We start from the raw sequence: 25,340 nt of genomic DNA, 5'->3' as shown, positions 1-25,340 counted from the left end.
GCGTGCGCCCCGCGTGCGCGACCGCGGGTGCGCGGTCGCCTGTGGCCGACGACACAGGCGCCGGGCGACGTACGGACGGCGACGGCCGGCCGCACGGGAGGGTGCGGCCGGCCGTCGGTGGCGGGTGGATCAGCCCTGGGGGTGGTGGGCCGGGATCGGCGGGAGCTCGCCGGTGGTCTCGTACTCGCTCAGCATCTCGATCCGGCGGGTGTGCCGGGCCTCGCCGCTGTAGGGGGTCTTGAGGAAGACCTCGACGAACTCGGTGGCCTCCTCGACGGTGTGCATCCGCCCGCCGATGGAGATGACGTTGGCGTTGTTGTGCTGACGGCCGAGCTCGGCGGTCTGCACGCTCCAGGCCAGCGCCGCACGGACGCCCTTGACCTTGTTGGCGGCGATCGCCTCGCCGTTGCCCGAGCCGCCGATCACGATGCCGAGGGCGTCCGCGTCGGCGGCGGTGCGCTCGGCGGCGCGCAGGCAGAACGGCGGGTAGTCGTCCTCGGCGTCGTAGATGTGCGGCCCGCAGTCGACCGGCTCGTGGCCGGCCCCCTTGAGCCACTCCACGAGGTGGTTCTTCAGTTCGTATCCGGCATGGTCGGAGCCCAGGTACACGCGCATGCCATGAGTGTGGCATGCGGGTGCGCCCGGGCCCGACAACGGGGCCCGGGTCTCAGCGGCGGCCGAGCAGCTTCCAGGCGAGCGGCAGCGCGCCGGCGGCGAAGGCGGCCTTGAGCGCGTCGCCGACCAGGTACGGGTAGAGGCCCAGTTCGGCGGCGCGGGCCAGCGGGACGTGCAGGCTGAACGCCAGGTACGGGACGCCGACCGCGTAGATGGCCAGGCTGCCCAGCCCCATGGTCACCGCGGTGTTCAGCGGGGACCGGTCGGCGCCGCGACGGGCCAGCGCGCCGGTCAGGGCGGCGGCGAGGACAAAGCCGAGCACGTAGCCGAAGGACGGCATGGCCCAACCGGAGGTGCCCTCGGCGAACCAGGGCAGCCCGGCCGCGCCGGCCAGCAGGTAGAGCGCGAGCGAGGCGACGCCGCGGCGGGCGCCGAGCGCGGTGCCGACCAGCAGGGCGGCGAAGGTCTGGCCGGTGACCGGCACCGGCGAGCCGGGCACGTTGACCGACAGCTGAGCGGCCACGCCGGTCAGCGCGGCGCCGCCGACCACCAGGGCCAGGTCGCGGACCTGGGTGCCGAGGCGGGTCGAGGCGACGGGCAGCAGGTCGGCGAGGACGGCGCGGCGCGCTATCGGGGTGGTGGCAGTGGCCATCGGGGCTCCTCCGTGGGGTCCAGGTGAGTGAACACCTGTGAACCTACGCGGTGATCCACTGCGCCGGCCCCACGGTTTCGGACAAAGCACCGCCCACGAAGCTTGTCGGATCCGACTCCTGGCGACTCTCGGCGACCATAACGACACTCATGGTCACCGCCCGGTCCGCATGGTGGTCCCGTGGCGGACATCGTTGGCATGAGCAGCGGGGGCCCCGGATATTGGACAGCTCATGCCGCATTCCGCACAGTCTGGATCCACCTCTATGGCCCCCACCTCCGCGCCCCCGGCGCGCGGGACCACCGACGCTCCCCCGCCGTCCGGTGGCCAGCAGCTCAGCCACGGACTCAAGCAGCGCCACCTGTCGATGATCGCCCTCGGCGGTGTCATCGGCGCCGGCCTGTTCGTGGGCTCCGGCGCCGGCATCGCGGCCGCCGGGCCGGCCATCATCCTGGCCTTCACCCTCTCCGGCCTGCTGGTCATGCTGATCATGCGGATGCTCGGCGAGATGTCCGCCGCCCGCCCGGCCTCCGGCTCCTTCTCGGTGCACGCCGAGAAGGAGATCGGCCCCTGGGCCGGGATCACGGCCGGCTGGATGTACTGGGTGATGCTCTGCTGCGGCGTCGCCGCCGAGGCCACCGCCGCCGGGAAGATCGTCAACGGCTGGATACCCGGGGTCTCCGCCTGGGTCTGGGTCGCTCTGTTCATGGTCTTCTTCTGCGCCAGCAACCTCACCGCGGTGAAGAACTTCGGCGAGTTCGAGTTCTGGTTCGCCACCGTCAAGGTCGCCGCGATCATCGCCTTCCTGGTCATCGGCGGGCTCGGCGTCGCCGGCGTGATCGGCCCCGGCGCCCCCGGCAGCACCAACCTCACCGGCCAGGGCGGCTTCCTGCCCACCGGCGTCAGCGGACTGATCGTCGGCCTGCTCGCCTCGGTCTTCGCGTACGGCGGCCTGGAGACGGTCACCATCGCCGCGGCCGAGTCCGACGACCCCAAGAGGAACGTCGCCAACGCGGTGCGCACCGCCGTGTGGCGGATCGCGATCTTCTACATCGGCTCGATGGCCCTGGTGGTCACCCTGGTCTCCTGGAAGGACCCGTCGGTCGTCGCCGACGGCCCGTACGTCACGGTGCTGCGCCACCTCGGGGTGCCCGGGGCCGGGACGATCATGGAGGTGGTGGTGCTGATCGCGCTGCTGTCCGCGATGAACGCCAACATCTACGGCGCCTCCCGGATGGCGTACTCGCTGGTCGGCCGCGGCCAGGGCCCCAAGGCGCTGACCAAGGTGTCCGGCGGGGTGCCGCGCCGGGCCGTGCTGGCCTCCTGCCTGTTCGGCTTCGGCGCCGTGCTGGCCGCCAAGTTCTGGCCGGACACCGTGTTCACCTGGCTGATGAACACCACCGGCGTCGCCATCCTGGTGGTCTGGCTGTTCATCTGCATCGTCCAGCTGCGGATGCGCCGCCGGCTGGAGCGCGAGGCGCCCGAGCTGCTCACCGTGAAGATGTGGGGCTACCCGTACCTGACCTGGGTCGCGATGGCCGCCGTGGCCGGCATCCTCGCCCTGATGACCACCACCGAGGGCAACCGCCAGCAGCTGTACGCGGCCGGGGTGCTGGTCGCCCTGCTGAGCGCGGCCGGGCTGCTCAAGCAGCGCCGGGACGCGGCCGCGGGACGCTGACGGCACGCACGGCGAAGGCCCGGTACCGGGCCTTCGCCGTGCGTGCCGGGGCCTACTCGAAGGACGGGCCGGCCGTCCGGGTGCGCTTGATCTCGTAGAAGCCCGGGGTGGAGGCCACCAGCAGGGTGCCGTCCCACAGCCGGGCCGCGGCCTCGCCCTTGGGGGCCGGGGTGACCACCGGGCCGAAGAAGGCGACCCGCTCGCCGTCCGCGCCCTCGACCGCGATCACCGGGGTGCCGACGTCCTCGCCGACCAGGGTGATGCCCTCCTTGTGGGAGGCGCGCAGGGCCTCGTCGTACGCGTCGGTGCCGGCCGCGTCCGCCAGCTCGGCGGGCAGGCCCGCGGCCACCAGGGCGGCCTCGATGGTCTCCCGGTTCTGCGGCAGGCCCTGGTTGTGGAAGCGCAGGCCCAGCTCGGTGTAGAGCCGGCCCAGCACCTCGTCGCCGTGCTGCTCGGCGGCCGCGATGCAGACCCGCACCGCGCCCCAGGCGTTGTCCAGCAGCTCGCGGTAGCTCTGCGGCAGGTCGCGGTGCTCGTTGAGCACCGACAGGCTCATCACGTGCCAGCGCACGTCGACCGGACGCAGCTGCTGGACCTCGATCAGCCAGCGGGACGTCATCCACGCCCACGGGCAGGCCGGGTCGAACCAGAAGTCGGCGGTCTTGCGCTCAGCGGCAGTCGTCACTGGGTCTCGTCCTTCGTGAGGTGTTCCGAGGCAGCGGGGCGTCGCCCCACCAGAACCCCAACACCCGCCCGCCGCCGCTGATTCCGGCCCCGGCGCGGCGGCCTGTGCAATGGTACCGGCCGGGGCGGGCGTGAAAGGATGCCCCTGCGTGCGCGACCCACCGACCGCGCACGGAACCGCAGCATCCACGCACGCACCACCGTGCGGGCCGGACAAAGGAGTACCGCCGTGCCGGGCAAGAACCTGAGCCGCGAGGAAGCACAGCAGCGAGCCGGCGTCCTGGCCGTCGACGGCTACACGGTCCGGCTGGACGTGACCTCGGCCCCCGACCCGGCGGCCGCCACCTTCCGCTCCACCACCACCATCGCCTTCCGCTGCAGCCGGCCCGGCGCCGCCACCTTCCTCGACCTGCTGGCCCCCGCCGTCCGCTCGGTCACCCTCAACGGCCGCGCCCTGGACCCGGCCACCGCCTACGACGGCGCCCGGGTGCACATCGACGGACTGGCCGCCGAGAACGTCCTCACCGTCGAGGCCGACTGCGCCTACAGCCGCACCGGCGAGGGCCTGCACCGCTTCGTCGACCCCGCCGACGGCGAGACCTACCTCTACACCCACTACGAGCCGGCCGACGCCCGCCGGGTGTTCGCGACCTTCGAACAGCCCGACCTCAAGGCCCCGTTCACCTTCACGGTGACCGCCCCGGCCGCCTGGGACGTGCGCTCCAACGCCGTGCACGAGCACGTCACCACCCAGGGCGACGCCCGCACCTGGGAGTTCGCGCCGACCAGGCCGATCTCCACCTACCTCACCGCCGTGGTGGCCGGCCCGTACCACGTGGCCACCGACCACTACAGCCGCGAACTCGCCGACGGCACCACCCTGGAGATCCCGCTCTCCGCGATGTGCCGAAAGTCCCTCGCCCCGCACTTCGACGCGGAGGAGATCCTCGGCGTCACCAAGCTCGGACTCGACTTCTTCCACGAGGAGTTCGACTACCCGTACCCCTTCGGCAAGTACGACCAGGCCTTCGTCCCCGAGTACAACATCGGCGCGATGGAGAACCCGGGCTGCGTGACCTTCAAGGAGGAGTTCGTCTTCCGCTCGAAGGTCACCGACGCCGCCTACGAGTCCCGCGCCAACGTCGTCCTGCACGAGATGGCGCACATGTGGTTCGGCGACCTGGTCACCCCGCGCTGGTGGGACGACCTGTGGCTCAAGGAGTCCTTCGCCGACTTCATGGGCTCCTACGGCCTGATCGGCGCCCGCACCCGCTACTCCTCCGCCTGGGTCACCTTCGCCCACCAGCGCAAGGCCTGGGCCTACCGGCAGGACCAGTTCCCCACCACCCACCCGATCACCGCCGACATCCGCGACCTCGAGGACGCCAAGCTCAACTTCGACGGCATCACCTACGCCAAGGGCGCCTCCGTCCTCAAGCAACTGGTCGCCTACGTCGGTTCGGAGGCCTTCTTCGAGGGCGCCCGCCGCTACTTCAAGCGGCACGCCTTCGGCAACACCGAACTCGGCGACCTGCTGGGCGTCCTGGAGGAGACCAGCGGCCGCGACCTCAAGAGCTGGGCCGCCGCCTGGCTGCAGACCGCCGGCGTCAACGCGCTCACCCCGCAGGTCACCACCGACGCCGAGGGCCGGATCACCGAACTCGCCGTCCTCCAGGACGGCACCGCGGACGATTCCGCGACTCCGCCGCGTGGCCTCCGCCCGCACCGGATCGCGATCGGCCTGTACGACCGGGACCCGGACGGGGCCCTGGTGCGCACCGAGCGGATCGAGCTGGACGTCACCGGCGCCCGCACCGTCGTCCCCGAGGCCGTCGGCCGCCCGCGCCCGGCCCTGGTCCTGCTCAACGACGAGGACCTCACCTACTGCAAGATCCGCTTCGACGCCGACTCGCTGGAGACCCTGCGCACCGGCCTCGGCGACATCCGCGACGAGCTGGCCCGGGCGCTCGCCTGGTCCGCGGTCTGGAACCTCACCCGGGACGGCCTGATGCCGGCCCGCGACTACGTCGCCCTGGTGCTGCGCTTCGCCGGCCAGGAGGGCAACATCGGCGTGCTGCAGTCGCTGCACGCCCAGGCCAAGACCGCCGTCGACCTGTACGCCGCCCCCGAGTGGCGCGCCGAGGGCGCCCGCCGGCTCGCCGACGGCGCCCTGCGCGAGCTGCGCGGGGCCGTCCCCGGCAGCGACCACCAGCTCGCCTGGGCCCGCTTCCTGGCCCAGACCGCCGGCGGCGCCGAGCACCTCGGCCTGGTCCGCGGGCTGCTGGCCGGCAGCGCCCGGATCGACGGCCTGGAGGTCGACCAGGAGCTGCGCTGGGCGCTGTGGCTGGCCCTGGCCGCCGCCGGACAGGCCGGTGACGAGGAGCTCGCCGGGGAGCTGGCCGCCGACAACACCGCCGGCGGCAAGCGCCAGTACACCCAGTGCCTGGCCGCCCGGCCCACCCCGGAGGCCAAGGCCGCCGCCTGGTCGGCCGTGATCGACTCGGACGAGCTGCCGAGCGCCCTGGTCGAGGCCAACAGCGCGGGCTTCGCGATCCCCGCCCAGCGCGACCTGACCGCCCTCTACGCGGCGCCGTACTTCAAGCTGCTGGAGAAGGTCTGGGCGGAGCGGACCATCGAGATCGCGATGCGGATCGTCGGCGGCTTCTTCCCGATCGCCCAGACCGACGAGCACACCCTGGCCGAGGCGGACGCCTGGCTGGACGGGCACCCGCAGGCCGCGCCGGCGCTGCGCCGGCTGGTGCTGGAGCGCCGGGACGACCTGGCCCGCGCGCTGCGCGCCCAGGCCTGCGACCGGGCCTGACACCACCCGGAGGGGCCCGCCGACCACGTGTCGGCGGGCCCCTCCGGCATTCCGGTCGGGGCCGGGCCGGTGCCGGGTCGAGGCTGCGGCCGGGGTCAGTCCCGGCGCAGGCCGGGTCAGTCCCGGCGCAGGCCGCGGTCGAGGGCGGCGATCGCACTGCCCTTGGCGTCGTCGCCGTCCAGGGACCAGACCATCACCCCGGCCAGATCGTTCCAGCGCGCGTAGCGGGCCTTCTGGGTGAGCACCTCGGCGGTGTCGTAGCTGTAGAAGGTGGAGCCGTCGTACTTCCAGGACGCGCCGTGGTCACGGTCCACGTACACCGTGCCGGGCAGCGCGTTGAGCTCGGCGTAGGAGTGGTCGGGGGCGGCGGCGGTGGCGCCCTGGTGGAGGCCGCCGCGCCCGCCGGGGGCGACGCCCGTCCAGCCGTGGCCGTACAGCGGGGCGCCGAGGACGAGCTGGCGGGAGGGCAGGCCGCGCTCCTGGTAGTGGGTGACGGCGGCGTCCGCGCTGCGCTGCCGGGCGTCCGGGTCGGCCGGGTCCGAGTAGAGGTTGGCCTGGTGGTCGGTCGGGCCCTTGCCCTCCCAGGGGCCGTGCAGGTCGTAGGTCATCAGGTTGAGCCAGTCCACCGACCGGCTCAGCTCGGGCAGTTCGAGCCGGTCGGCGACCGTCTCGTTGGCGGCGACGGCGGCGGTGAGCAGGTAGTGCCTGCCCTTCCGGCCGCTCAGCGCGTCGAGTTGGCGGCGGAACTCGGCCATCAGCAGGGTGTAGTTGCGGCCGTCCTCGGGGCGGACCACGTTGCCGGCGTCCCCGCCGCCGCCCGGGTACTCCCAGTCGATGTCGATGCCGTCGAAGACGCCGGCGGCCGCGCCCGCGCCGCCCTCCGGGGAGCCGGGCAGGACCGGGAGGTCGCCCTTGAGGTAGAGGTCGATGCAGGAGGAGACGAACTTCTTGCGGGCGGCGTCGGTGGCGGCCGCGTCCGAGAAGTACTTGGACCAGCTCCAGCCGCCCAGCGAGATGACCGTGCGCAGCTGCGGGTTCTTCGCCTTGAGCTTGCGCAGCTGGTTGAGGTGGCCCTTGAGCCGCTGGCCGGGGGCGTCGGCGACGCCGTCCACCGATTCGGCGGCGGAGAAGGCGCGTTGGTAGTCGTCGTGGGCGTCGCCCTGGCCGGAGTCGTTGCTCTCGAAGCAGGTGCCGTCCGCGGAGACGTTGCCGAAGGCGTAGTTGATCACGGTCAGCCTGGCGGCTTGGCCGGAGTCCTGGACGCGCTTGGCGGAGCTGTCGGCGCCCCACTGGGTGAAGTAGCCGACCCGCTGGCCCTTCGGTCCGGGCCCGTGGTGGCCGCTCTGCGCGGCGTTCGCGGCGTTCGCGGCGGTGGGGGCGACGAGCGGGGCGACGAGCAGGGCGGCGACGGTGGTGGCGGCGAGCAGGGCTGAGGCGCGAGTGGGCATACCGGACCCGTTCTCTGAGGCGGCGTCAAATGGTCTGGACCAGATGGCACAGAGGTTTAGTCCATCGACGGCCGACCGCACAAGGGGACGTCCGCTTCCGGTGCAGCATGCAAAAGGGCCGGACCGCGTGGTGCGGTCCGGCCCCTTCGGGTGCTAGCGCGGAGCTCAGCCGATCAGCGAGCGCAGCACGTACTGCAGGATGCCGCCGTTGCGGTAGTAGTCCGCCTCACCGGGGGTGTCGATGCGGACGACCGCGTCGAACTCCTTGTCACCGGCCTTGACCTTGACGGTCTTCGGGGTGCGGCCCTCGTTGAGCTCGGTCACGCCGGTGATGGAGAAGGTCTCCTCGCCGGTCAGGCCGAGGGACTCGGCGTTCTCGCCCTCCGGGAACTGCAGCGGCAGGACGCCCATGCCGATCAGGTTCGAGCGGTGGATGCGCTCGTAGGACTCGGCGATGACGGCCTTGACGCCGAGCAGCGCGGTGCCCTTGGCGGCCCAGTCGCGGGACGAGCCGGAGCCGTACTCCTTGCCCGCCAGGACGACCAGCGGGATGCCGGCGGCCTGGTAGTTCTGCGAGGCGTCGTAGATGAACGACACCGGGGCGTCGGCCTGGGTGAAGTCGCGGGTGTAGCCGCCCTCGGTGCCCGGCGCGATCTGGTTGCGCAGACGGATGTTGGCGAAGGTGCCGCGGATCATGACCTCGTGGTTGCCACGGCGCGAGCCGTAGGAGTTGAAGTCACGCTTCTCGACGCCGTTGGCGGTCAGGTACTGCGCCGCCGGGGTGCCCGGCTTGATGTTGCCGGCCGGGGAGATGTGGTCGGTGGTGACCGAGTCGCCCAGCTTGGCCAGGACGCGGGCGCCGGCGATGTCGGTCACCGGGCTCGGGGTCTTGGCCATGCCCTCGAAGTACGGGGGCTTGCGGACGTAGGTGGACTCGGCGTCCCACTCGAAGGTGTTGCCGGTCGGGACCGGGAGCGACTGCCAGCGGTGGTCACCGGCGAAGACGTCCTGGTAGCCCTTGTCGAACATGGCCTCGTCGATGGAGCCGGCGACGGTGTCGGCGACCTCCTGCTCGGTCGGCCAGATGTCGGCGAGGAAGACGTCGTTGCCGTCGGCGTCCTGGCCCAGGGCGTCCTTGGTGATGTCGACGTTCATGTTGCCGGCGAGGGCGTAGGCGACCACCAGCGGCGGGGAGGCCAGGTAGTTCATCTTGACGTCGGGGTTGATCCGACCCTCGAAGTTGCGGTTGCCGGAGAGCACCGAGACGACCGCGAGGTCGGCCTCGTTGACGGCGGCCGAGACCTCCTCGGGCAGCGGGCCCGAGTTGCCGATGCAGGTGACGCAGCCGTAGCCGACCAGGTTGAAGCCCAGCTTCTCCATGTACGGGAGCAGGCCGGCCTTCTCGTAGTAGTCCATGACGACCTTGGAGCCGGGCGCCAGGGTGGTCTTGACCCAGGGCTTGACCGTCAGGCCCTTCTCCACGGCCTTCTTCGCCAGCAGGGCGGCGCCCAGCATGACGGAGGGGTTGGAGGTGTTGGTGCAGGAGGTGATCGAGGCGATCACGACCGCGCCGTTGTCGATCTCGTAGGTCGAGCCGTCGGGGGCGGTGACGGCGGTCGGCTTCGAGGCCTCGGCGGAGTAGGTCGGCAGCGCCTCGGCGAACCGCTCGGCGGCCTCGGCCAGGATCACGCGGTCCTGCGGGCGCTTCGGGCCGGAGATCGACGGGACGACGGTGGAGACGTCCAGCTCCAGGTACTCCGAGTAGACCGGCTCGTGCGCCGGGTTGTGCCAGAGGCCCTGCTCCTTGGCGTACGCCTCGACCAGGGCGAGCTGCTGCTCGTCGCGGCCGGTGAGCTTGAGGTAGTTGATGGTCTCGGCGTCGATCGGGAAGATCGCACAGGTCGAGCCGAACTCCGGCGACATGTTGCCGATGGTGGCGCGGTTGGCCAGCGGGATGGCGCCGATGCCGTCGCCGTAGAACTCGACGAACTTGCCGACCACACCGTGCTTGCGCAGCATCTCGGTGATGGTGAGCACCAGGTCGGTGGCGGTGGTGCCGGCCGGCAGCTCGCCGGTCAGCTTGAAGCCGACGACGCGCGGGATCAGCATGGAGACCGGCTGGCCGAGCATCGCGGCCTCGGCCTCGATGCCGCCGACGCCCCAGCCCAGCACGCCCAGGCCGTTGACCATGGTGGTGTGCGAGTCGGTGCCGACGCAGGTGTCCGGGTAGGCCTGGCCGCCCCGGACCATGACGGTGCGGGCCAGGTGCTCGATGTTCACCTGGTGGACGATGCCGGTGCCCGGCGGGACGACCTTGAACTCGTCGAAGGCGGTCTGGCCCCAGCGCAGGAACTGGTAGCGCTCCTTGTTGCGGCCGTACTCGATCTCGACGTTCTGGGTGAACGCGTCCTTGGTGCCGAACTTGTCGGCGATGACCGAGTGGTCGATGACCAGCTCGGCCGGGGCCAGCGGGTTGATCTTGGCCGGGTCGCCGCCCAGCTCCTTGACGGCCTCGCGCATGGTGGCGAGGTCCACCACGCAGGGGACGCCGGTGAAGTCCTGCATGATCACGCGGGCGGGCGTGAACTGGATCTCCTGGCTCGGCTGGGCGTTCTCGTCCCAGCTGCCGAGCGCGCGGATGTGGTCGGCGGTGATGTTCGCGCCGTCCTCCGTGCGGAGCAGGTTCTCCAGCAGCACCTTGAGGCTGTAGGGCAGCCGCTCGGAACCCTCGACGGCGGAGAGCTTGAAGATCTCGTACGACTCGTCGCCCACCTGCAGCGAGCTGCGGGCGTCGAAGCTGTTCGCGGACACGACTGACTCCTTCTGGGTGCTTCGTGCGATATCCGGCCGCCACGCTGGTAAGGTCAGCCTTACTTAGGCTTACCTTGCCGCATCGCCGGTGAGCGCCTCTCGGCAAGTATCTTGATGTCGAGATATATCGTAAGGGGCAGTTATCTCGATGTCGAGATAAACCTTAGTGCATGCCGCCGTGATCACCACCGCAGGCATGCCCCGACGCGTTTCGGTGCAGGTCAGCGGCCGTCCGGGCCGCGGCGCTTGCGCTCCAGCCGGATCAGCCAGACCGCCCCCGCCACGATCGCGGCAGCCACCAGCAGCACCGCCACCAGCTCACCGCCGGAACCGCTGATCGGCTCGGGAGCGACGTCGGCCAGCAGGGTCGTCGTCCTCATACCTTCACCTCCTTTCCTCCGGTCCGCACCCGGTCCGCCTCCGGGTCCGGGGGTCGGGCCCGGAAGCGGCCCCGACTTTCGCCCAGGCCCCGACTTTCGCCCAGGCCTCGGCCCTCGCCCAGGCCGAGCAGCAGCACCAGCAGCACCGGGAACTCCAGATACGCGTGGTAACTCGCCAACGCCGCGTACACCGAGCGGCCCTGGGCGTAATCCACGGCGAACAACACGGCCAGCAGCGCGCCCGCCGCCACCCCCAGCGCCCACGCCCGGCCGCCCCGCAGACCCGGCACCCGGGCGTCGAAGCGCTCCGCCGCCTCCGGCGCGTACCGCGGCAGGAACCACACCCACACCACGTAGTGCATCGACTGCAGGAAGGCGAACACCGCCAGGAAACGCAGCCCCACCTGCGGCGTCAGCCAGCCCGGCGGGGTGTAGACCGCCGCCAGCCGGTCCGTCCAGCCGCCCGGGCGCTGGGACAGCCAGCCGTCCAGCCACCCGCTCAGCAGCAGCGCCGGCACCAGCAGCACCCAGCCGCACTGCAGCACCAGGAACGCCGCACGCCCCCGCGCCAGCCTGCGCGACCACTCCGCCAGGAACAGCAGCGGCACCACGTTGTGCAGGTGCGCCAGCACCACGAAGTGGTACGCCGGGAAGGCCAGCGAGGCCGAAGCCGCACCCACCAGCCCCGCGCCCGCCACCGCCAGCAGCACCGGACGGCCGCGCAGCCCGTACCGGCAGGCCGCCGCCAGCAGCCCGTACGCCAGCAGGATCTCCGCCGACCGGGACAGCCACGACGCCGGCAGCAGCCGGCACACCACGATCCCGGTCACCAGCACCAGCAGCAGCCGCACCAGCGGACCGGCCAGAACCGCCGCGAACCGGCCCGCCACGTAGCGCAGCTCCAGCACGTTGTGCAGCAGGCCGAACACCGCCAGCCCCAGCACCGCCAGACCCGTCGGCGCGCGCAGCGCCAGCACCAGCGCCACCACCGCCGCCAGCGCGAAACCCGCGAACGGCGCTCCGCCCAGCCGTACCGCCGGACCGGGCGCGGGCCAGGGCCCCGCCGTGGCGCCCGCCCGTACCCCCGTGCTCGCCATGCTCCCCCTCCCCGTGGCACGATCCCCGCCGTGCGCTACCCGGTCGCCCTCGCCCTCACCCTGCTGACCGAGACACCCGTCTACACCGCCGCCCTCACCCGGATCGGGCCCGTGCGCCCCCGGCGGGCGGCGGCCGCCGGCGTGCTCGTCAACCTGGTGACCCACCCGCTGCTCTGGTGGACCCTCCGGCACTGGACCGACGGGCCCGCCGCAGCGTACTGGACCGGCTTCGCACTCAGCGAGATCGCGGTCTGCGCCGCCGAGGCCCTGCTGCTGTGCCCCCTCGCCGGGCTGCGCCCGCGCGACCCGCTGCCCTGGATCGCCTCCGGCACCGCCAACGCCACCTCCCTGCTCGCCGGGCTGCTGCTCGGCGGCTGACCTTCGCCCCGGGAGTGTCCCGGGCGGTCCGGCCGCGTTAGCAGGGTGACCGTCGCCCTGCCCGTGGAAGGCCCGACCGATGCCCGCTCCGCTCGCCGCCGCCCTGCTGCCGCTGGCCCTGCTCGTCCCCGCCGCCCCACCGGTCTCGATCGTGGAGGCGGCCTTCGACCCGGCGACCGCCTTCGTCCCGCCGGCCGCGGTCAGCTACGCCGAGGACCTCGTCCCGTACGGCTCGCACGCCCGGATCGTCACCGACCGCTCGGAGCCCGGGCGGACGGTGCTCACCCTGACGGTCACCGGGCTCGCCCCCGACCACGAATTCCCGGTGCACCTGCACACCGGCACCTGCGGGGCCGACCCGGCCGCCTCCGGGCCGCACTACCAGGACGCGGTCGACCCGGTGCAGCCGTCCACCGACCCGGCGTACGCCAACGACCGCAACGAGCTGCGGCTGGTGCTGCGCACCGACGCCGGGGGCGAGGGCACCGCCACCACCGCGGTGGACTGGCAGCCGCGGCCCGGCGAGGCGCGCTCGCTGGTGCTGCACGCGGGCACCCCGGCCGGCCCGCACGCGGCGGGCGACCGGGTGGGCTGCGTCAAGCTGGACCGGTAGCGCCGGCCCCTCACGAACCGAGGGTGGCGACCAGGACCGCCTTGATGGTGTGCAGGCGGTTCTCGGCCTGGTCGAACACGATGGAGTGCGCCGACTCGAACAGCTCGTCGGTGCACTCCAGCTCGGTCATCCCGGTCGCCTCGTACATCTGCCGCCCGACCACGGTGCCGAGGTCGTGGAAGGCGGGCAGGCAGTGCAGGAACTTCACGTTCGGGTTGCCGGTGGCCCGGACGGTGTCCATGGACACCTGGTACGGCTCGAGCAGCGCGATCCGCTCCGCCCACACCTCCTTGGGCTCACCCATCGAGACCCAGACGTCGGTGTAGAGGAAGTCGGCGCCGGCCACGCCCTCGGCCACCTCCTCGGTCAGCGTGATCCGGGCGCCGGTGCGCCCGGCCAGCTCCTGCGCCGCCTTCTGCACGTCCTCGGCGGGCCACAGGGCGCGCGGGGCGACGATCCGGATGTCCATGCCCAGCAGGGCGCCGGTGACCAGCAGCGAGTTGCCCATGTTGGAACGGGCGTCGCCGAGGTAGGCGAGGGCGACCTCGGTGAGCGGCTTCGCGGTGTGCTCGGTGACGGTGAGCACGTCGGCCAGCATCTGGGTGGGGTGCCACTCGTCGGTCAGGCCGTTCCAGACCGGGACGCCGGCGTGCTCGGCCAGCTCCTCGACGATCTCCTGGCCGTGGCCGCGGTACTCGATCCCGTCGAACATCCGGCCGAGCACCCGGGCGGTGTCCTTGACGGACTCCTTGTGGCCCATCTGCGAACCGGACGGGTCCAGGTAGGTGGTGGTGGCGCCCTGGTCGTGCGCGGCCACCTCGAAGGCGCAGCGGGTGCGGGTGGAGGTCTTCTCGAAGATCAGCGCGAGGTTCTTCCCGCGCAGCCGGGGCTGCTCGGTGCCCGCATACTTGGCGGCCTTGAGCCCGGCCGCGAGGTCCACCAGGAAGCGGAACTCCTGGGGAGTGAAATCGAGCTCCTTGAGGAAGTGCCTGTTCCGGAGGTTGAAGGCCATGCCGGGCTCCTGGGGTGACGGGGCTGGGGGGAAAGTGGCAAGTGTATACGACGCTCGGAATTTCTATACGGAATGGGGGTGAAGGAGGGGAAGCCCCGGGTGGGACTTCCCCTCCTTCGCCCACGGCTGGGGCGCGGCTACAGCCGGGGCGTGCCTACAACCGGGGGTCGACCGGCTCCGACTCCAGGGCGAGCACCGCGAACACCGGCTCGTGCACCCGCCACAGCGGCTCCCCCGCCGCCAGCCGGTCCAGCGCCTCCAGGCCCAGCGCGTACTCGCGCAACGCCAGCGACCGCTTGTGGCCCAGCGAGCGCATCCGCAGCCGCTCCAGGTGCTCGGTGTAGTCCGGGCCGTAGACGATCCGCAGGTACTCCCGCCCGCGGACCTTCACACCCGGCTGCACCAGGCCGCCCGGGCGGCCCTCGCCCCGCACCGTCCGCACCACCGAGGCCAGCGGCTTGACCACCATGCCCTCGCCGCCCGCCATCGTCAGCTCCTCCCACCAGGCGGTGGCGGCCGCCACCGAGGCCTCGTCCCCGGTGTCCACCAGGACCCGGCCGGTGCGGTGCAGCACCGGCGACGCCCCGTCGTCGGCCGCGACCAGGCGGTCGATCAGGGCCAGGTGCTCGTCGTGCGGGCGCACCGCCAGGTTCACCCCCTCCGCCGCCAGCAGCTGGAACGGCGCCAGCCGGATGCCCGACAGGCCCTCGGTCGGCCAGCAGTAGCGCCGGTACGCCTCGGTGAACGCCCGGGCGTCGGCGGCGCGGCGGCGCTGGCGGGCAGTCAGCTCGCCGAGCTCCAGCCCGCGCGCGACCGCCTGCTCCAGCGCCGACAGCACCTCCGGCAGGGCGGCGCCGGCCGCCGCGCCGACCGCGGCGTACTGGCGGCGCAGCAGCTCCACCGCCTTCAACGACCACGGCATCAGCTCGGCGTCCAGCAGCAGCCAGTCGCTGCCCAACTCCTCGAACAGGCCCGACCGTTCGGCCGCCGCCCGGACCCTGCCGAGGACCGCGTCGGTCAGCTCGTCGTCGTCGAGGAAGGCCCGCCCGGTCCTGGTCCAGATCGCCCCCGGGCCGGCCACCCCGAAGCGCCGCTCCAGCGCGGCGGCGTCCCGGGCGACCAGCAGCACCGCGCGCGAGCCCATGTGCTTCTCCTCGCACACCAGGTGCCGGACCCCGTCCGCGCGGTACGCGGCGAAGGCCTCCTCCGGGTGCTCCAGGTAGCCCTCCCGGCGGGAGGTCGGGCTCGGCGCCATGGTCGGCGGCAGGTAGGCGAGCAGCCGCGGGTCCAGCGCGAAGCGGCTCATCACCTCCAGCGCGGCCGCCGCGTTCTCCTCCCGCACCGCCACCCGGCCGTGCAGCGCGGTCTCCACCACCCGGCGCCCCGCCACGTCGGCGAGGTCCAGCGGACGGCCCTCCCGGGCGCCCGGCGCGTCGGTCAGCAGCGGACGCACCGGGGCGTACCACTCCCGCTCCGCGTCGACGCTCACCAGCTCGCGCTCCGGGTAGCGCAGCGCGGTGAGGCTGCCGCCGAAGACGCAGCCGGTGTCCAGGCAGATGGTGTTGTTGAGGAAGCTCGCGCTCGGCACCGGGGTATGGCCGTAGACCACCAACGCCCGGCCCCGGTACTCCTCCGCCCACGGGTAGCGCACCGGCAGGCCGTACTCGTCGGTCTCGCCGGTGGTCTCCCCGTACAGCGCGTGCGAGCGCACCCGGCCGGAGGCCCGGCCGTGGTAGCGCTCCGGCAGGCCGGCGTGGCAGACCACCAGGGCGCCGCCGTCCAGCAGGTAGTGGCTGACCAGGCCGCGCATGAAGGCGCGCACCTCGGCCCGGAACTCCTCGCTCTCCCCGGCCAGTTGGTCCAGCGACTCCTGGAGGCCGTGCGAGACGGTGACCTTCTTGCCGTCCATCGCCCGGCCCAGCTTGTTCTCGTGGTTGCCCGGCACGCAGATCGCGTGACCGGCCGCCACCATGCCCATCACCAGGCGCAGCACACCCGGGGTGTCCGGGCCGCGGTCGACCAGGTCGCCGACGAACACGGCCGTGCGGCCCGCCGGGTGGACGGCGTCCACCGGGCGGCCCTCGGCGTCCCGGGCCAGGGTGTAGCCGAGGCGGGTCAGCAGGGTCTCCAGCTCGGAGCGGCAGCCGTGGACGTCACCGACGATGTCGAACGGGCCGGTGAGGTGGCGCAGGTCGTTGTAGCGCTTCTCCAGCTCGATCACGGCGGCCGCCACCTCGGCCTCGCCGCGCAGCACGTGCACCTTGCGGAAACCCTCGCGCTCCAGGCCCTTGAGGGACCTGCGCAGCTCGCGGTGCTGGCGCGGGACGACGTGCGCGGGCAGCTGGCGGTCCGGGCGGGAGCGGTTGCGCTCGGCGCACACCCCCGGCGGGACGTCCAGCACGATCGCGATCGGCAGCACGTCGTGCGCCCGGGCGATCGCCACCAGCTGGCGGCGGGCCTCCGGCTGCACGTTGGTCGCGTCCACCACGGTGAGGCGGCCGGCGGCCAGGCGCTTGCCGACGATGTAGTGCAGGAGGTCGAAGGCCTCGGCGGACGCCGACTGGTCGTTCTCGTCGTCGGCCACCAGGCCGCGGCAGAAGTCGGAGGAGACCACCTGGGTGGGCAGGAAGTGGCGGCGGGCGAAGCTGGACTTGCCCGCGCCGCTGGTGCCGATCAGGACGACGAGGGAGACGTCGGTGACGGGGAGGCGGCGGGGGGCGGGGGCCTGGTCGGGGGTGTGGTCGGGGGTCCGGTCGGGGGCGGGGGCCTGGTCGGGGGTGTGGGTCGCGTCCTCGGTCATCGGGTCTCGCCTCCTTCGGGCGTGGTGGTGGTTGCGGGGTCGGTGGTGGTGGCGGGGGCGGTTACGGCGTGGGTGTCGGTCGTGGTTGCGGTGTCGGTGGCGGTGCGGAACAGGGCGAGCTGGGTCGGCGGGCCGAGCTCCGGGTCCTCCGGGCCGACCGGGCGCAGCTCCACCGTGTAGCCGTACGCCGCCGCGACCTTCCCCGCCCAGGCACCGAACTCGGCGCGCGACCACTCGAAGCGGTGGTCGGCATGCCGGGTCCGGCCCGCCGGCAGGCTCTCCCAACGGACGTTGTACTCGACGTTGGGCGTGGTGACGACCACCGTCCTCGGGCGGGCCGCGCCGAACACCGCGTACTCCAGGGCCGGCAGCCGCGGCAGGTCCAGGTGCTCGATCACCTCGCACAGCACCGCCGCGTCGTACCCCTTCAAGCGGGCATCGGTGTACGTCAGCGCACCCTGCACCAGCGTCACCCGTGCCGCCAGCCGCTCGGGCAGCCGCTCCAGGTGCAGCCGGCGCTTCGCCGCCTGCAACGCCCGCGCCGACACGTCCACCCCGAGGATCTCGGTGAACCGCGCGTCCTTCATCAGCTCACCGATCAACTCGCCCTGGCCGCAGCCCAGATCGGCGACCCGGGCCGCGCCGCCGTCGCGCAGGGCGGCCAGGATCGCGGCGCGGCGCTGCTCCGCGAGGGACGGCGGCCGGGGCTCCTGCCGGCCGTCCGGCCCGTCCGGGACGGGACCGGCAGCCCCCTGCCCCTCCTCCTCGGGCCGGTCGTCGACCGCGTTGTCGATCTCCTCGACCTCGCGGTCGTCCGCCTCGGCCAGCCGGGCCAGCTCCAGGCGCTCCATCGCGGCCCTGGTCAGCGACCAGCGCCGGGCCAGGTAGCGGCGGGTGATCAGGGCGCGCTCCGGGTGCGCCGCCAACCAGCCCTCACCGGCGGCGAGCAGCTTGTCCACCTCGTCCGGGGCGACCCAGTAGTGCTTCGCACCGTCCAGCACCGGCAGCAGCACGTACAGCTGCTGGAGCGCGTCGGCCAGCCGCACCGACTCCGAGGCGAGCACGACCCGCACGTAGCGGGACTCGCCCCACTCCGGGAAGGCCTCGTCCAGCGGGACCGCCGTCGCCTCTACCCGCCAGCCCAGCGGCTCGAACAGTCGGGCCACCATCGCCGGACCGCCGCCCTCGCCCGCGCCGTTCGCGGGCACCGCGGGCAGCTCGATCCGCAGCGGGCGGACCAGCCCCGGCAGCTCCGGACGAGCCGGGCAGGCGCCCTTCATCGCCGAGCGGAACACCGTCCGCAACGCCACCGCGAGCAGCGAGGACGCGGCGTACGGGCGGTCGTTGACGTACTGGGAGAGCGCGAAGTCGGGCGAGCCGCCGCGCCCCCTGCCGTCGCCCCGGCCCTTGCGGACCAGCGCGATCGGGTCGATGTCCAGCAGCAGCGCCGCGGTGCAGGCCTCGTCCTCCGCCCGGGGGTAGAAAACGTGAGCCTCACCGTGCGACGTCGTGAACCGCTGGACCTTGCCGGGATGCTTGTGCAGCAGGAACCCGAGATCCGTCGCCGGGCTCTCGGCGCTGCCGGTAGTGGAAATCGACATGAACACCCGGCCGAGTATTGCCCAGCGGGAGACGTCCGAGCACCGGGTTTTCCCGCCCCGCGCGGCGCCGGCCTGCGGGTCCGACCCGCCTGTCCGGACGATGGGCGTGTTCGGCGGCCGGGCCCCCCATTGGTTAACGTGCACGGTGTGACTGCTGAATCCACCTCCCTCACCAAGGGCGCCGTGGCCGCCGGCCTGGCCACCATCGCCGCCGACGGCACCGTCCTCGACACCTGGTACCCCGCCCCCGCGCCGGCCGCCGAACCCGGCCCGGCCGGCACCGTGCGCCTGACCGCCGAGCAGGCCGAGGCCGAGCTCGGCACCGGCGCCGCCGAAGCGCTGCGTGCCGACGCCCGCCGCGGCGTCGAGGTGGTCGCCGTGCGCACCACCATCGCCTCGCTCGACGAGAAGCCGCTCGACACCCACGACGTGTACCTGCGTCTGCACCTGCTCAGCCACCGGCTGGTCCGGCCGCACGGCCTGAACCTGGACGGCATCTTCGGCCTGCTCGCCAACGTCGCCTGGACCAGCATCGGCCCCGTCCCGGTCGACCGGGTCGAGCAGGCCCGCCTCGCCGTCCGCGCCCAGGGCGGCCAGCTGGCCGTCTACGGGATCGACAAGTTCCCGCGGATGACCGACTACGTCGCCCCCAGTGGTGTGCGCATCGCCCACGCCGACCGCGTCCGGCTCGGCGCCCACCTCGCCGCCGGCACCACCGTGATGCACGAGGGCTTCGTCAACTTCAACGCCGGCACCCTCGGCACCTCGATGGTCGAGGGCCGGATCAGCGCGGGCGTCGTCGTCGGCGACCACAGCGACATCGGCGGCGGCGCCTCGATCATGGGCACCCTGTCCGGTGGCGGCAAGCAGGTCGTCTCCGTCGGCGAGCGCTGCCTGCTCGGCGCCAACGCGGGCATCGGCATCTCGCTCGGCAGCGACTGCGTCGTCGAGGCCGGCCTCTACGTCACCGCCGGCACCCGGGTCACCACCCCGGACGGCACGGTGGCCAAGGCCGTCGAGCTGTCCGGCCAGGACAACCTGCTGTTCCGCCGCAACTCGCAGACCGGCGCGGTCGAGGTCATCGCCCGCTCCGGCTCCTGGGGCGGCCTGAACGCGGACCTGCACGACCACAACTGACCTGTGGGGCAAGGCTGTTGGGTCGAGGGGCCCGGCGCGGGTGCGCCGGGCCCCTCGGCTTGTGCGGCCCCTTCGGCTCGTGCGGCCCCGGTGGCCCCGGTGGCCCGGGCGGCTTGTGCGGCCACGGTGACTACGGGCGGCGGTGGCGCCCCGGCGCCTTCCGTGGCCGCGGCGCTGCGTACGGAGGCCGCCGTACGCCGTCGCCCTCGATCCCGTGCAGGATCCGCTGGGCGACCGCGTAGTCCTCGGCCACCGCCTCCGGCAGCCACTGGAAACCGTCCCAGCGCACGATCAGCCGTGGCCCGTCCCGCCCCACATGGGCACCTCGCGGCCCCCCACCGCCAAGCGGCACCGCCCTCAACTGTCCCACCGGCCGCAGCCGTTGCTCCCGCCGCTCGGCCCACGCCGCCAGCGGTTCGTCCTCGTCCATCGCCCCAGTCTGGCCCGCGTACGCCGACCACCGACAGCCCCGTCACCCGACCGGGGGACCTCCGGCCCGTACGGACACCGGTCGCCCCCACGCTCGTCAGCGGCCGTCAGTGGCTTTCAGTAGCTGTCAGTGGCTGTGCAGGACGACGAGTTGACGGGTCGCCCTGGTCATCGCGACGTAGCGGTCGACCGCGCCCTCGACACCGTCACCGAACGCCTCCGGATCGACCAGGACCACCAGGTCGAACTCCAACCCCTTGGCCAAATCCGGGGTGAGCGAACGGACCCGCGGCCGCTCCCGGAACCCCGGATCGCCGATGACGCAGGCGACGCCCTCGTCGTGCTCGGCGAGCCAGGAGTCCAGGACCGCCGGCAGCTCCGCCACCGCACCGTGCCGCACCGGCAGGCCGCTACTGCGCACCGAGGTCGGCACGTTGGCGTCCGGCAGCGCCGCCCGGACGACCGGTTCGGCCTCCGCCATCACCTCGGCCGGCGTGCGGTAGTTGATGCTCAGCGAGGCCATCGTGGTGCGGTCGAGGCCGACCCGGTCGAGCCGCTCCTGCCACGACTCGGCGAAGCCGTGCCTGGCCTGGGCCCGGTCCCCGACGATGGTGAAGCTCCGGGACGGGCAGCGCCGCAGCAGCATCTGCCACTCGGCGTCGGTCAGCTCCTGGGCCTCGTCCACCACGATGTGGGCGAACGGGCCCGCCAGCGGCTCCGCGTCGGCGGCGGGCAGCGCGTCCTCGTCGAGCAGGGTGTCCTGGAGGTCCCGGCCGCGCAGCATCGTGACCACGCCCTCGCCGTCGTCGTCGGCCTGGATCAAGTCGCCGATCACGTCCGCCATCCGCTCGCGCTCGGCGGCCGCCGAGGCACGCCGGCGCTGTCGGCGCAGGGTCGCCTCGCGGTCCCCGAGCCGCTGCCGGGCCGCGTCCAGCAGCGGCAGGTCGGAGACCGTCCACGCCTGCGGGGCGTGCTTGCGCTGGAGCGCGCGGACCTGCTCCGGGGTGAGGTGCTGCGCGCACATCCGCAGGTAGGCGGGCACCGACCAGAGGTCACCGACCAGGTCCGCCGCCTCCAGCAGCGGCCACGCCCGGTTGAGCGTGCCGACCAGCTCCCGGTCCTGCCGCAGCGCACGACGGAACAGCTCGGGAGAGACCTCCTCCTCGTCGTCCTGCTCCAGCCGGTCCAGCAGGATCGCCACCAGCTCGTCCCAGATCTGCTCGCGCGCCTCGTTGTGCGGGGTGCCCGGATCCGGGGCGTCGAAGGCCTCGGCCCAGTCCTGGGCACTCAGCCGCAGGTCCGCCCAGGGGGTGCTGACCAGCAACTCCTCGGTCGGCGGCTCCTCGTAGAACCGGACGGCCTTCTCGATCGCCCGCACCAGCTCCACCGAGGACTTCAGCCGCGCCACCTCCCGGTCCGCCTCCTCCGGCGCATCCGCGCCCTCGGGTACCAAGTCCCGCAGGGTGCAGGTGCGCACGCCCTCCTCGCCGAGGCCGGGCAGGACGTCGGCGACGTAGTTCAGGTAGGGCTGGTGCGGGCCGACGAACAGCACCCCGCCACGGCGGTGGCCGAGGCGGGGGTCGGCGTACAGCAGGTAGGCGGAGCGGTGCAGGGCCACCACTGTCTTGCCGGTGCCGGGGCCGCCGTCGACCACCAGGGCCCCGCGCGAGCCGGCCCGGATGATCGCGTCCTGGTCGGCCTGGATGGTGGCCAGCACGTCCCGCATCCGGGCCGAGCGGTTGCCGCCCAGGCTGGCGATGAACGCGGACTGGTCGTCCAGCGCGGCATGCCCGGCGAGGCCCTCCGCGGTGAACACCTCGTCCCAGTAGTCGGAGATCCGGCCTCGGGTCCAGCGGTAGCGACGGCGGCTGGCCAGGCCCATCGGGTCCGCGTGAGTAGCCGCGAAGAACGGCTCGGCGGCGGGCGAGCGCCAGTCGACCAGCAGCCGCCGACCCTCGCTGTCGGTCAGCCCGAGCCGGCCGATGTACAGCGGCTCGGCGCCGTCCTCGGCGACGATGCGCCCCAGGCACAGGTCCAGGCCGTAGCGGCGCAGGGCGCGCAGCCGGCCGCTCAGCCGGTACACCTCGAGGTCGCGGTCCATCGCCGCCTGCCCGGCACCCCCGGGGGCGCGGCGCACGGCGTCGAGCTGGTCGGAGAGCTCGGCGATCGCCCGGGCCAGGCTCTCCGCGATCGCCGCGAAGTGCCGCTCGTCGGCCGCGACGAGCGCGGGGTCGGCCTTGGCGGACAGCCGCTCGGGGAGGTCGAAAGCGCTGGTGGTCAGGGGGTTCATGGCATCAGCTCCGATCTGAGGCCTGCGATTGTGCGCCATCCCGGGGGCCTTGCCGCAAGACCCCCGGTGCGCTATATGTTGAGAGTGGCAAGGGGTGGGTTCTCCCCCTTTCTCCCTTCTCTGGGCTCTCGCATCGGGCCTCTCTCCTGCTCTTCGGGCGCCCGGCGCGGCGTCGGCGCCGCGCCGGGCGCCCCGCTCTTGTTCCTCACCGGTTCTCTGGGGCCCTCCCCCCTCCCCCCTCCCCCTCCGCCCTCCTCCCGCCTCCCGCCTCCCGCCTCCCGCCTCCCGCACGAATAGTCATGAAACATACGCAGGCCGTCGATTGCTGATCACGCTACCCAGGCAGCGGGAGGGAATCCGTCCTCCTGACTGTCCAGCAGCCGGCGGACCACAGTCACGGTGAGCACCGCCCGCTGCGCCATCCGGATCAGCGCGATCCAACTCCCCTGTGCCCACGTGTCGCAGCGCATCGCCGGCCGTTTGACTTCAAGCGCGCTTGAACCGCTTGCCTGGCCACATGAGCCCAGCACACCTGCTCCGTCGGCTGCCCCGAGGCTACCGACCACTCTTCGCCCACCGCCCGTTCCGGCGCCTGCTGCCCGCAGTAGCGATATCCGACCTCGGCGACGGGATGAGCGTGGTCGCGGTGGCATGGCTGGCGGTACAGATCTCCCCGCCCGGCGCGGGCGGCCCGCTGATCGGAGCCGCAGTCGCCGCCTACATCCTGCCGGGCGCCATCGGCGCACTGCTGCTGGGCCGATGGCTGCGCTCCCTTCCCGCACAGCGGTTGATCCGCGCGAACGCCTGGACCCGCGCTCTCTTCCTCGGCTGCATCCCCCTCTCGTGGGCGCTCGGCATACTCCACCCTGCTCTCTACCTCACGCTGCTCGCCGGCTCATCCCTCCTGCACGCCTGGGGCGGCAGTGCCAAGTACGCTTTGGCCGCCCAAGTCCTCCCTGCCGAGCAGCACCTGGCGGCCAACGCACTGCTCAGCGCCAGCACCTGTGCGTCCACGATCGTCGGCCCAGCACTCGCCGGAGTCCTCGCGGCGGCAATCGCCCCGGCCTGGATCATCGGCCTGGACGCCCTGTCCTTCGCCGCACTGGCCTTCCAGAGCGCGCGCCTGGGCGAGCCGGACCCTCCGGCGCCCGCCGGACCTGCCCCCGACACCCGACCGGGCGGAGGCCTGCGCCTCCTACGCGCCCGGCCCGAACTGCTCGGCCTGCTCGCGGTGACCTGGCTGTTCAACCTGTTCTACGGACCCGTCGAAGTTGCCCTGCCCCTGTTCGTCGCCCAAGACCTCCACGCCGGCGCGGGGGCCCTCGGCCTGTACTGGGCCGCATTCGGCATCGGAGCGGTCATCGGCACCCTGGCCGTCGGCACTCTGCGGAACCTGCCGCTGTGGCCGGTCCTGCTGTGCATCATCGCCGGTCACGGCCTGGCCATGCTGCCCTTCGGACTCCACGCACCAGCAGTGCTTTCCCTCGGGGGCTTCGCCCTGGCCGGTGTGATCTACGGCCCCTACAACGCCCTGGCCTTCAAACTGTTCCAGGACCACACCCCGACAACCCTCCTCACCACCGTCCTCGCCCTGCGCGCATCCGTCCTACTGACAGCGTCGCCCGTCGGCGCGGCACTGGGCGGCCCTCTCACCACCGCCCTTGGGGCCCGCCAAGTGCTGACCGGCACAGGCATCGCCATGATCTTCGTCGCCGCCTTCGCTGCAGCACTACGGATCCGCAGCACGAAACGGCACCGGATCCGCACCCATGCACTCCCAGCCGGCGGCCCACGCCCCTAGCCGAGGCCGTGTTGCAGCGGCAACCCCGGATCACTCGAGAGGCTTACGGCGTAACGGAGTTGGACCGCATCGGGTGGTGCGCGGTGACCGGTTGCCGGAACGGTTCGTTGGTCGGTGCGGCACACCGCACCGCCGATCCGAAGAGGTCCCTGTCATGTCCGAACCCTCTGCCACGCCGCCGTTCCCGAGCAGCCCGACCGGCTCGGCCACCGGCGACTCGGCCGGACCCGCGACCCCCAAGACCCTGCTCGAGCAGATGCAGGAACTGCTCGCCTCGGTGACCGCGGACCTCGCCGCACTCCAGTCCAACACCCGGGACATCGCCCCGGCCGCCGCCTATCCCGCCGTCAACGACACCTCCGACTCCGCGTCCGGCACCCGGTAGTCCGGCGCCCGCTCCTCCTCCGTCGGCCCGCCCGCACCCGGCGGGCCGAGCCGGACCACCAGTAACGGCGCGCCCTGACCGTCCGGTTCCGGCTCCGGTTCCGCGCCGCCGAGCACCGAGCGCTCCGCCGCTTCGCCCCGCCCGGTCGCCTCGCGCAATCGCGCGGCCACGTCCTTGCACTCCGACACCGCATCGACCCCGTCGATGCACGTCCAGTACAGGCTCTCGGTGTCCGCGCCACAGGCCAGCACCACGAGCGTCTCCCCGACCTCCCGCAGGAGCTCCTCCAGCGCCCCCAAGGTCGCCGCCGTTTCGCCGAGTTCGGTGAGCCGACCGGCCCTACCGCCGCTCACCAGGGCGTTCGTGGCGACGGACCGCTCCAGGCAGACCGCCGCATGGGCGCCCGCCTCGGAGAGCTGCTGGCCGAGGCCCGTCAGCTCGTCGCTCTCGGACTCCGCCAGCCGGGCGCCCACCGCCTCGGTGAGCAGCGCGGCCTGCCGCGCCTCGGCCAGCACGTCCGGTACGTGCCTGGCCTCGGCCAGGGCGTGCCGGGCCGTCTTGATCAGTCGCAGTGCCTCCATGGCCCCCGCTCCTTCCGCTCGTCGTCGCCGTCGACCAGCACCTCCGCCGGGGCGGTGGGGTGGTCACGGGGAGAGCGTGCGGGGAGGGCGGGGTGGGACGCATCCACCCTTTCTAAAGCTGTGGAAA

Annotated in this window: 20 protein-coding genes; 7 read left to right on the top strand and 13 right to left on the bottom strand. The window is 72.9% G+C overall.

Annotation, left to right across the window (positions count from 1 at the left end; genetic code table 11):
* Positions 1-129: 129 nt before the first annotated feature.
* Together ACIQWA_RS17550 and ACIQWA_RS17545 are read right to left on the bottom strand one after the other, a co-directional pair.
* Positions 130-615, bottom strand: a complete 486-nt coding sequence (locus tag ACIQWA_RS17550; RefSeq protein ID WP_360245096.1) for a ribose-5-phosphate isomerase — start codon at positions 613-615, stop codon at positions 130-132.
* Positions 616-667: 52 nt separating this feature from the next.
* The gene (locus ACIQWA_RS17545) at positions 668-1,267 is read right to left on the bottom strand and encodes a biotin transporter BioY (RefSeq protein WP_402483399.1); all 600 of its coding nucleotides are present in this window, start codon (positions 1,265-1,267) and stop codon (positions 668-670) included.
* Positions 1,268-1,532: 265 nt separating this feature from the next.
* Between ACIQWA_RS17545 and ACIQWA_RS17540 the strand changes: the two genes are divergently transcribed.
* Positions 1,533-2,945: an amino acid permease gene (locus ACIQWA_RS17540; RefSeq protein WP_402483398.1), complete on the top strand. Its 1,413-nt coding sequence runs from the start codon at positions 1,533-1,535 to the stop codon at positions 2,943-2,945.
* Positions 2,946-2,997: 52 nt separating this feature from the next.
* Here ACIQWA_RS17540 and ACIQWA_RS17535 read toward each other — a convergent pair whose 3' ends face one another.
* Positions 2,998-3,630, bottom strand: a complete 633-nt coding sequence (locus ACIQWA_RS17535) for a DsbA family protein (RefSeq protein ID WP_402483395.1) — start codon at positions 3,628-3,630, stop codon at positions 2,998-3,000.
* A gap of 228 nt (positions 3,631-3,858) precedes the next feature.
* Between ACIQWA_RS17535 and pepN the strand changes: the two genes are divergently transcribed.
* Entirely contained in the window at positions 3,859-6,450 is a 2,592-nt protein-coding gene (gene pepN / locus ACIQWA_RS17530) for an aminopeptidase N (protein ID WP_402483392.1), read from the top strand.
* A gap of 116 nt (positions 6,451-6,566) precedes the next feature.
* Here pepN and ACIQWA_RS17525 read toward each other — a convergent pair whose 3' ends face one another.
* The 4 genes from ACIQWA_RS17525 to ACIQWA_RS17510 all read right to left on the bottom strand — a co-directional run bounded on the left by ACIQWA_RS17525 (position 6,567) and on the right by ACIQWA_RS17510 (position 12,186).
* Entirely contained in the window at positions 6,567-7,898 is a 1,332-nt protein-coding gene (locus ACIQWA_RS17525) for a glycoside hydrolase family 18 protein (protein WP_402483390.1), read from the bottom strand.
* Positions 7,899-8,063: 165 nt separating this feature from the next.
* Positions 8,064-10,709, bottom strand: coding sequence for an aconitate hydratase AcnA (gene acnA, locus ACIQWA_RS17520; protein ID WP_360245108.1), 2,646 nt, complete (start codon positions 10,707-10,709; stop codon positions 8,064-8,066).
* Between the two features lie 221 nt (positions 10,710-10,930).
* Positions 10,931-11,089: a hypothetical protein gene (locus tag ACIQWA_RS17515; RefSeq protein WP_360245111.1), complete on the bottom strand. Its 159-nt coding sequence runs from the start codon at positions 11,087-11,089 to the stop codon at positions 10,931-10,933.
* A complete protein-coding gene (locus ACIQWA_RS17510; RefSeq protein WP_402483387.1) occupies positions 11,086-12,186 on the bottom strand; it encodes a hypothetical protein in 1,101 nt (366 codons plus the stop codon). Before ACIQWA_RS17510 ends, ACIQWA_RS17515 begins: the two co-directional genes overlap by 4 nt.
* 30 nt (positions 12,187-12,216) lie before the next feature.
* On the opposite strand from ACIQWA_RS17510, the gene ACIQWA_RS17505 reads away from it, so the two are divergent.
* Positions 12,217-12,564, top strand: a complete 348-nt coding sequence (locus ACIQWA_RS17505) for a hypothetical protein (protein WP_402483384.1) — start codon at positions 12,217-12,219, stop codon at positions 12,562-12,564.
* Between the two features lie 79 nt (positions 12,565-12,643).
* Complete coding sequence (locus tag ACIQWA_RS17500) at positions 12,644-13,177, top strand: superoxide dismutase family protein (RefSeq protein ID WP_402483381.1); 534 nt, start codon at positions 12,644-12,646, stop codon at positions 13,175-13,177.
* 10 nt (positions 13,178-13,187) lie between these two features.
* Here the strand turns inward: ACIQWA_RS17500 and argF are convergent, their stop codons facing one another.
* From argF to ACIQWA_RS17485, 3 genes are all read right to left on the bottom strand, one after another.
* Positions 13,188-14,189, bottom strand: a complete 1,002-nt coding sequence (gene argF / locus ACIQWA_RS17495) for an ornithine carbamoyltransferase (protein WP_402483378.1) — start codon at positions 14,187-14,189, stop codon at positions 13,188-13,190.
* A gap of 154 nt (positions 14,190-14,343) precedes the next feature.
* Positions 14,344-16,989 carry a polynucleotide kinase-phosphatase gene (locus tag ACIQWA_RS17490; RefSeq protein WP_402483375.1) on the bottom strand — a complete coding sequence of 882 codons (2,646 nt, stop codon included), beginning with the start codon at positions 16,987-16,989 and terminating at the stop codon, positions 14,344-14,346.
* Positions 16,986-18,596, bottom strand: a complete 1,611-nt coding sequence (locus ACIQWA_RS17485) for a 3' terminal RNA ribose 2'-O-methyltransferase Hen1 (RefSeq protein WP_402483372.1) — start codon at positions 18,594-18,596, stop codon at positions 16,986-16,988. The genes ACIQWA_RS17490 and ACIQWA_RS17485 overlap by 4 nt, the downstream gene beginning before the upstream one ends.
* A gap of 141 nt (positions 18,597-18,737) precedes the next feature.
* Here ACIQWA_RS17485 and dapD point away from each other — a divergent pair, with 141 nt between their 5' ends.
* Positions 18,738-19,727 carry a 2,3,4,5-tetrahydropyridine-2,6-dicarboxylate N-succinyltransferase gene (gene dapD / locus ACIQWA_RS17480; protein ID WP_402483369.1) on the top strand — a complete coding sequence of 330 codons (990 nt, stop codon included), beginning with the start codon at positions 18,738-18,740 and terminating at the stop codon, positions 19,725-19,727.
* A gap of 130 nt (positions 19,728-19,857) precedes the next feature.
* Here dapD and ACIQWA_RS17475 read toward each other — a convergent pair whose 3' ends face one another.
* Both ACIQWA_RS17475 and helR read right to left on the bottom strand, forming a co-directional pair.
* Positions 19,858-20,157: a DUF6087 family protein gene (locus ACIQWA_RS17475; protein WP_402483366.1), complete on the bottom strand. Its 300-nt coding sequence runs from the start codon at positions 20,155-20,157 to the stop codon at positions 19,858-19,860.
* A 126-nt stretch (positions 20,158-20,283) separates the two neighbouring features.
* Complete coding sequence (gene helR / locus ACIQWA_RS17470; protein WP_402483363.1) at positions 20,284-22,446, bottom strand: RNA polymerase recycling motor ATPase HelR; 2,163 nt, start codon at positions 22,444-22,446, stop codon at positions 20,284-20,286.
* Positions 22,447-22,963: 517 nt separating this feature from the next.
* On the opposite strand from helR, the gene ACIQWA_RS17465 reads away from it, so the two are divergent.
* Together ACIQWA_RS17465 and ACIQWA_RS17460 are read left to right on the top strand one after the other, a co-directional pair.
* Entirely contained in the window at positions 22,964-24,247 is a 1,284-nt protein-coding gene (locus ACIQWA_RS17465; protein WP_402483360.1) for an MFS transporter, read from the top strand.
* Positions 24,248-24,401: 154 nt separating this feature from the next.
* A complete protein-coding gene (locus tag ACIQWA_RS17460) occupies positions 24,402-24,632 on the top strand; it encodes a hypothetical protein (protein WP_360245778.1) in 231 nt (76 codons plus the stop codon).
* Here ACIQWA_RS17460 and ACIQWA_RS17455 read toward each other — a convergent pair.
* Positions 24,584-25,213, bottom strand: coding sequence for a DUF6099 family protein (locus ACIQWA_RS17455; protein ID WP_360245781.1), 630 nt, complete (start codon positions 25,211-25,213; stop codon positions 24,584-24,586). The two genes, ACIQWA_RS17460 and ACIQWA_RS17455, sit on opposite strands and share 49 nt — an antisense overlap.
* Between the last annotated feature and the right edge of the window lie 127 nt (positions 25,214-25,340).

The organism is Kitasatospora sp. NPDC098652 (assembly GCF_044760155.1).
Taxonomy (GTDB): Bacteria; Actinomycetota; Actinomycetes; order Streptomycetales; family Streptomycetaceae; genus Kitasatospora.
This window is presented reverse-complemented; position numbering and strand designations above follow the sequence as displayed.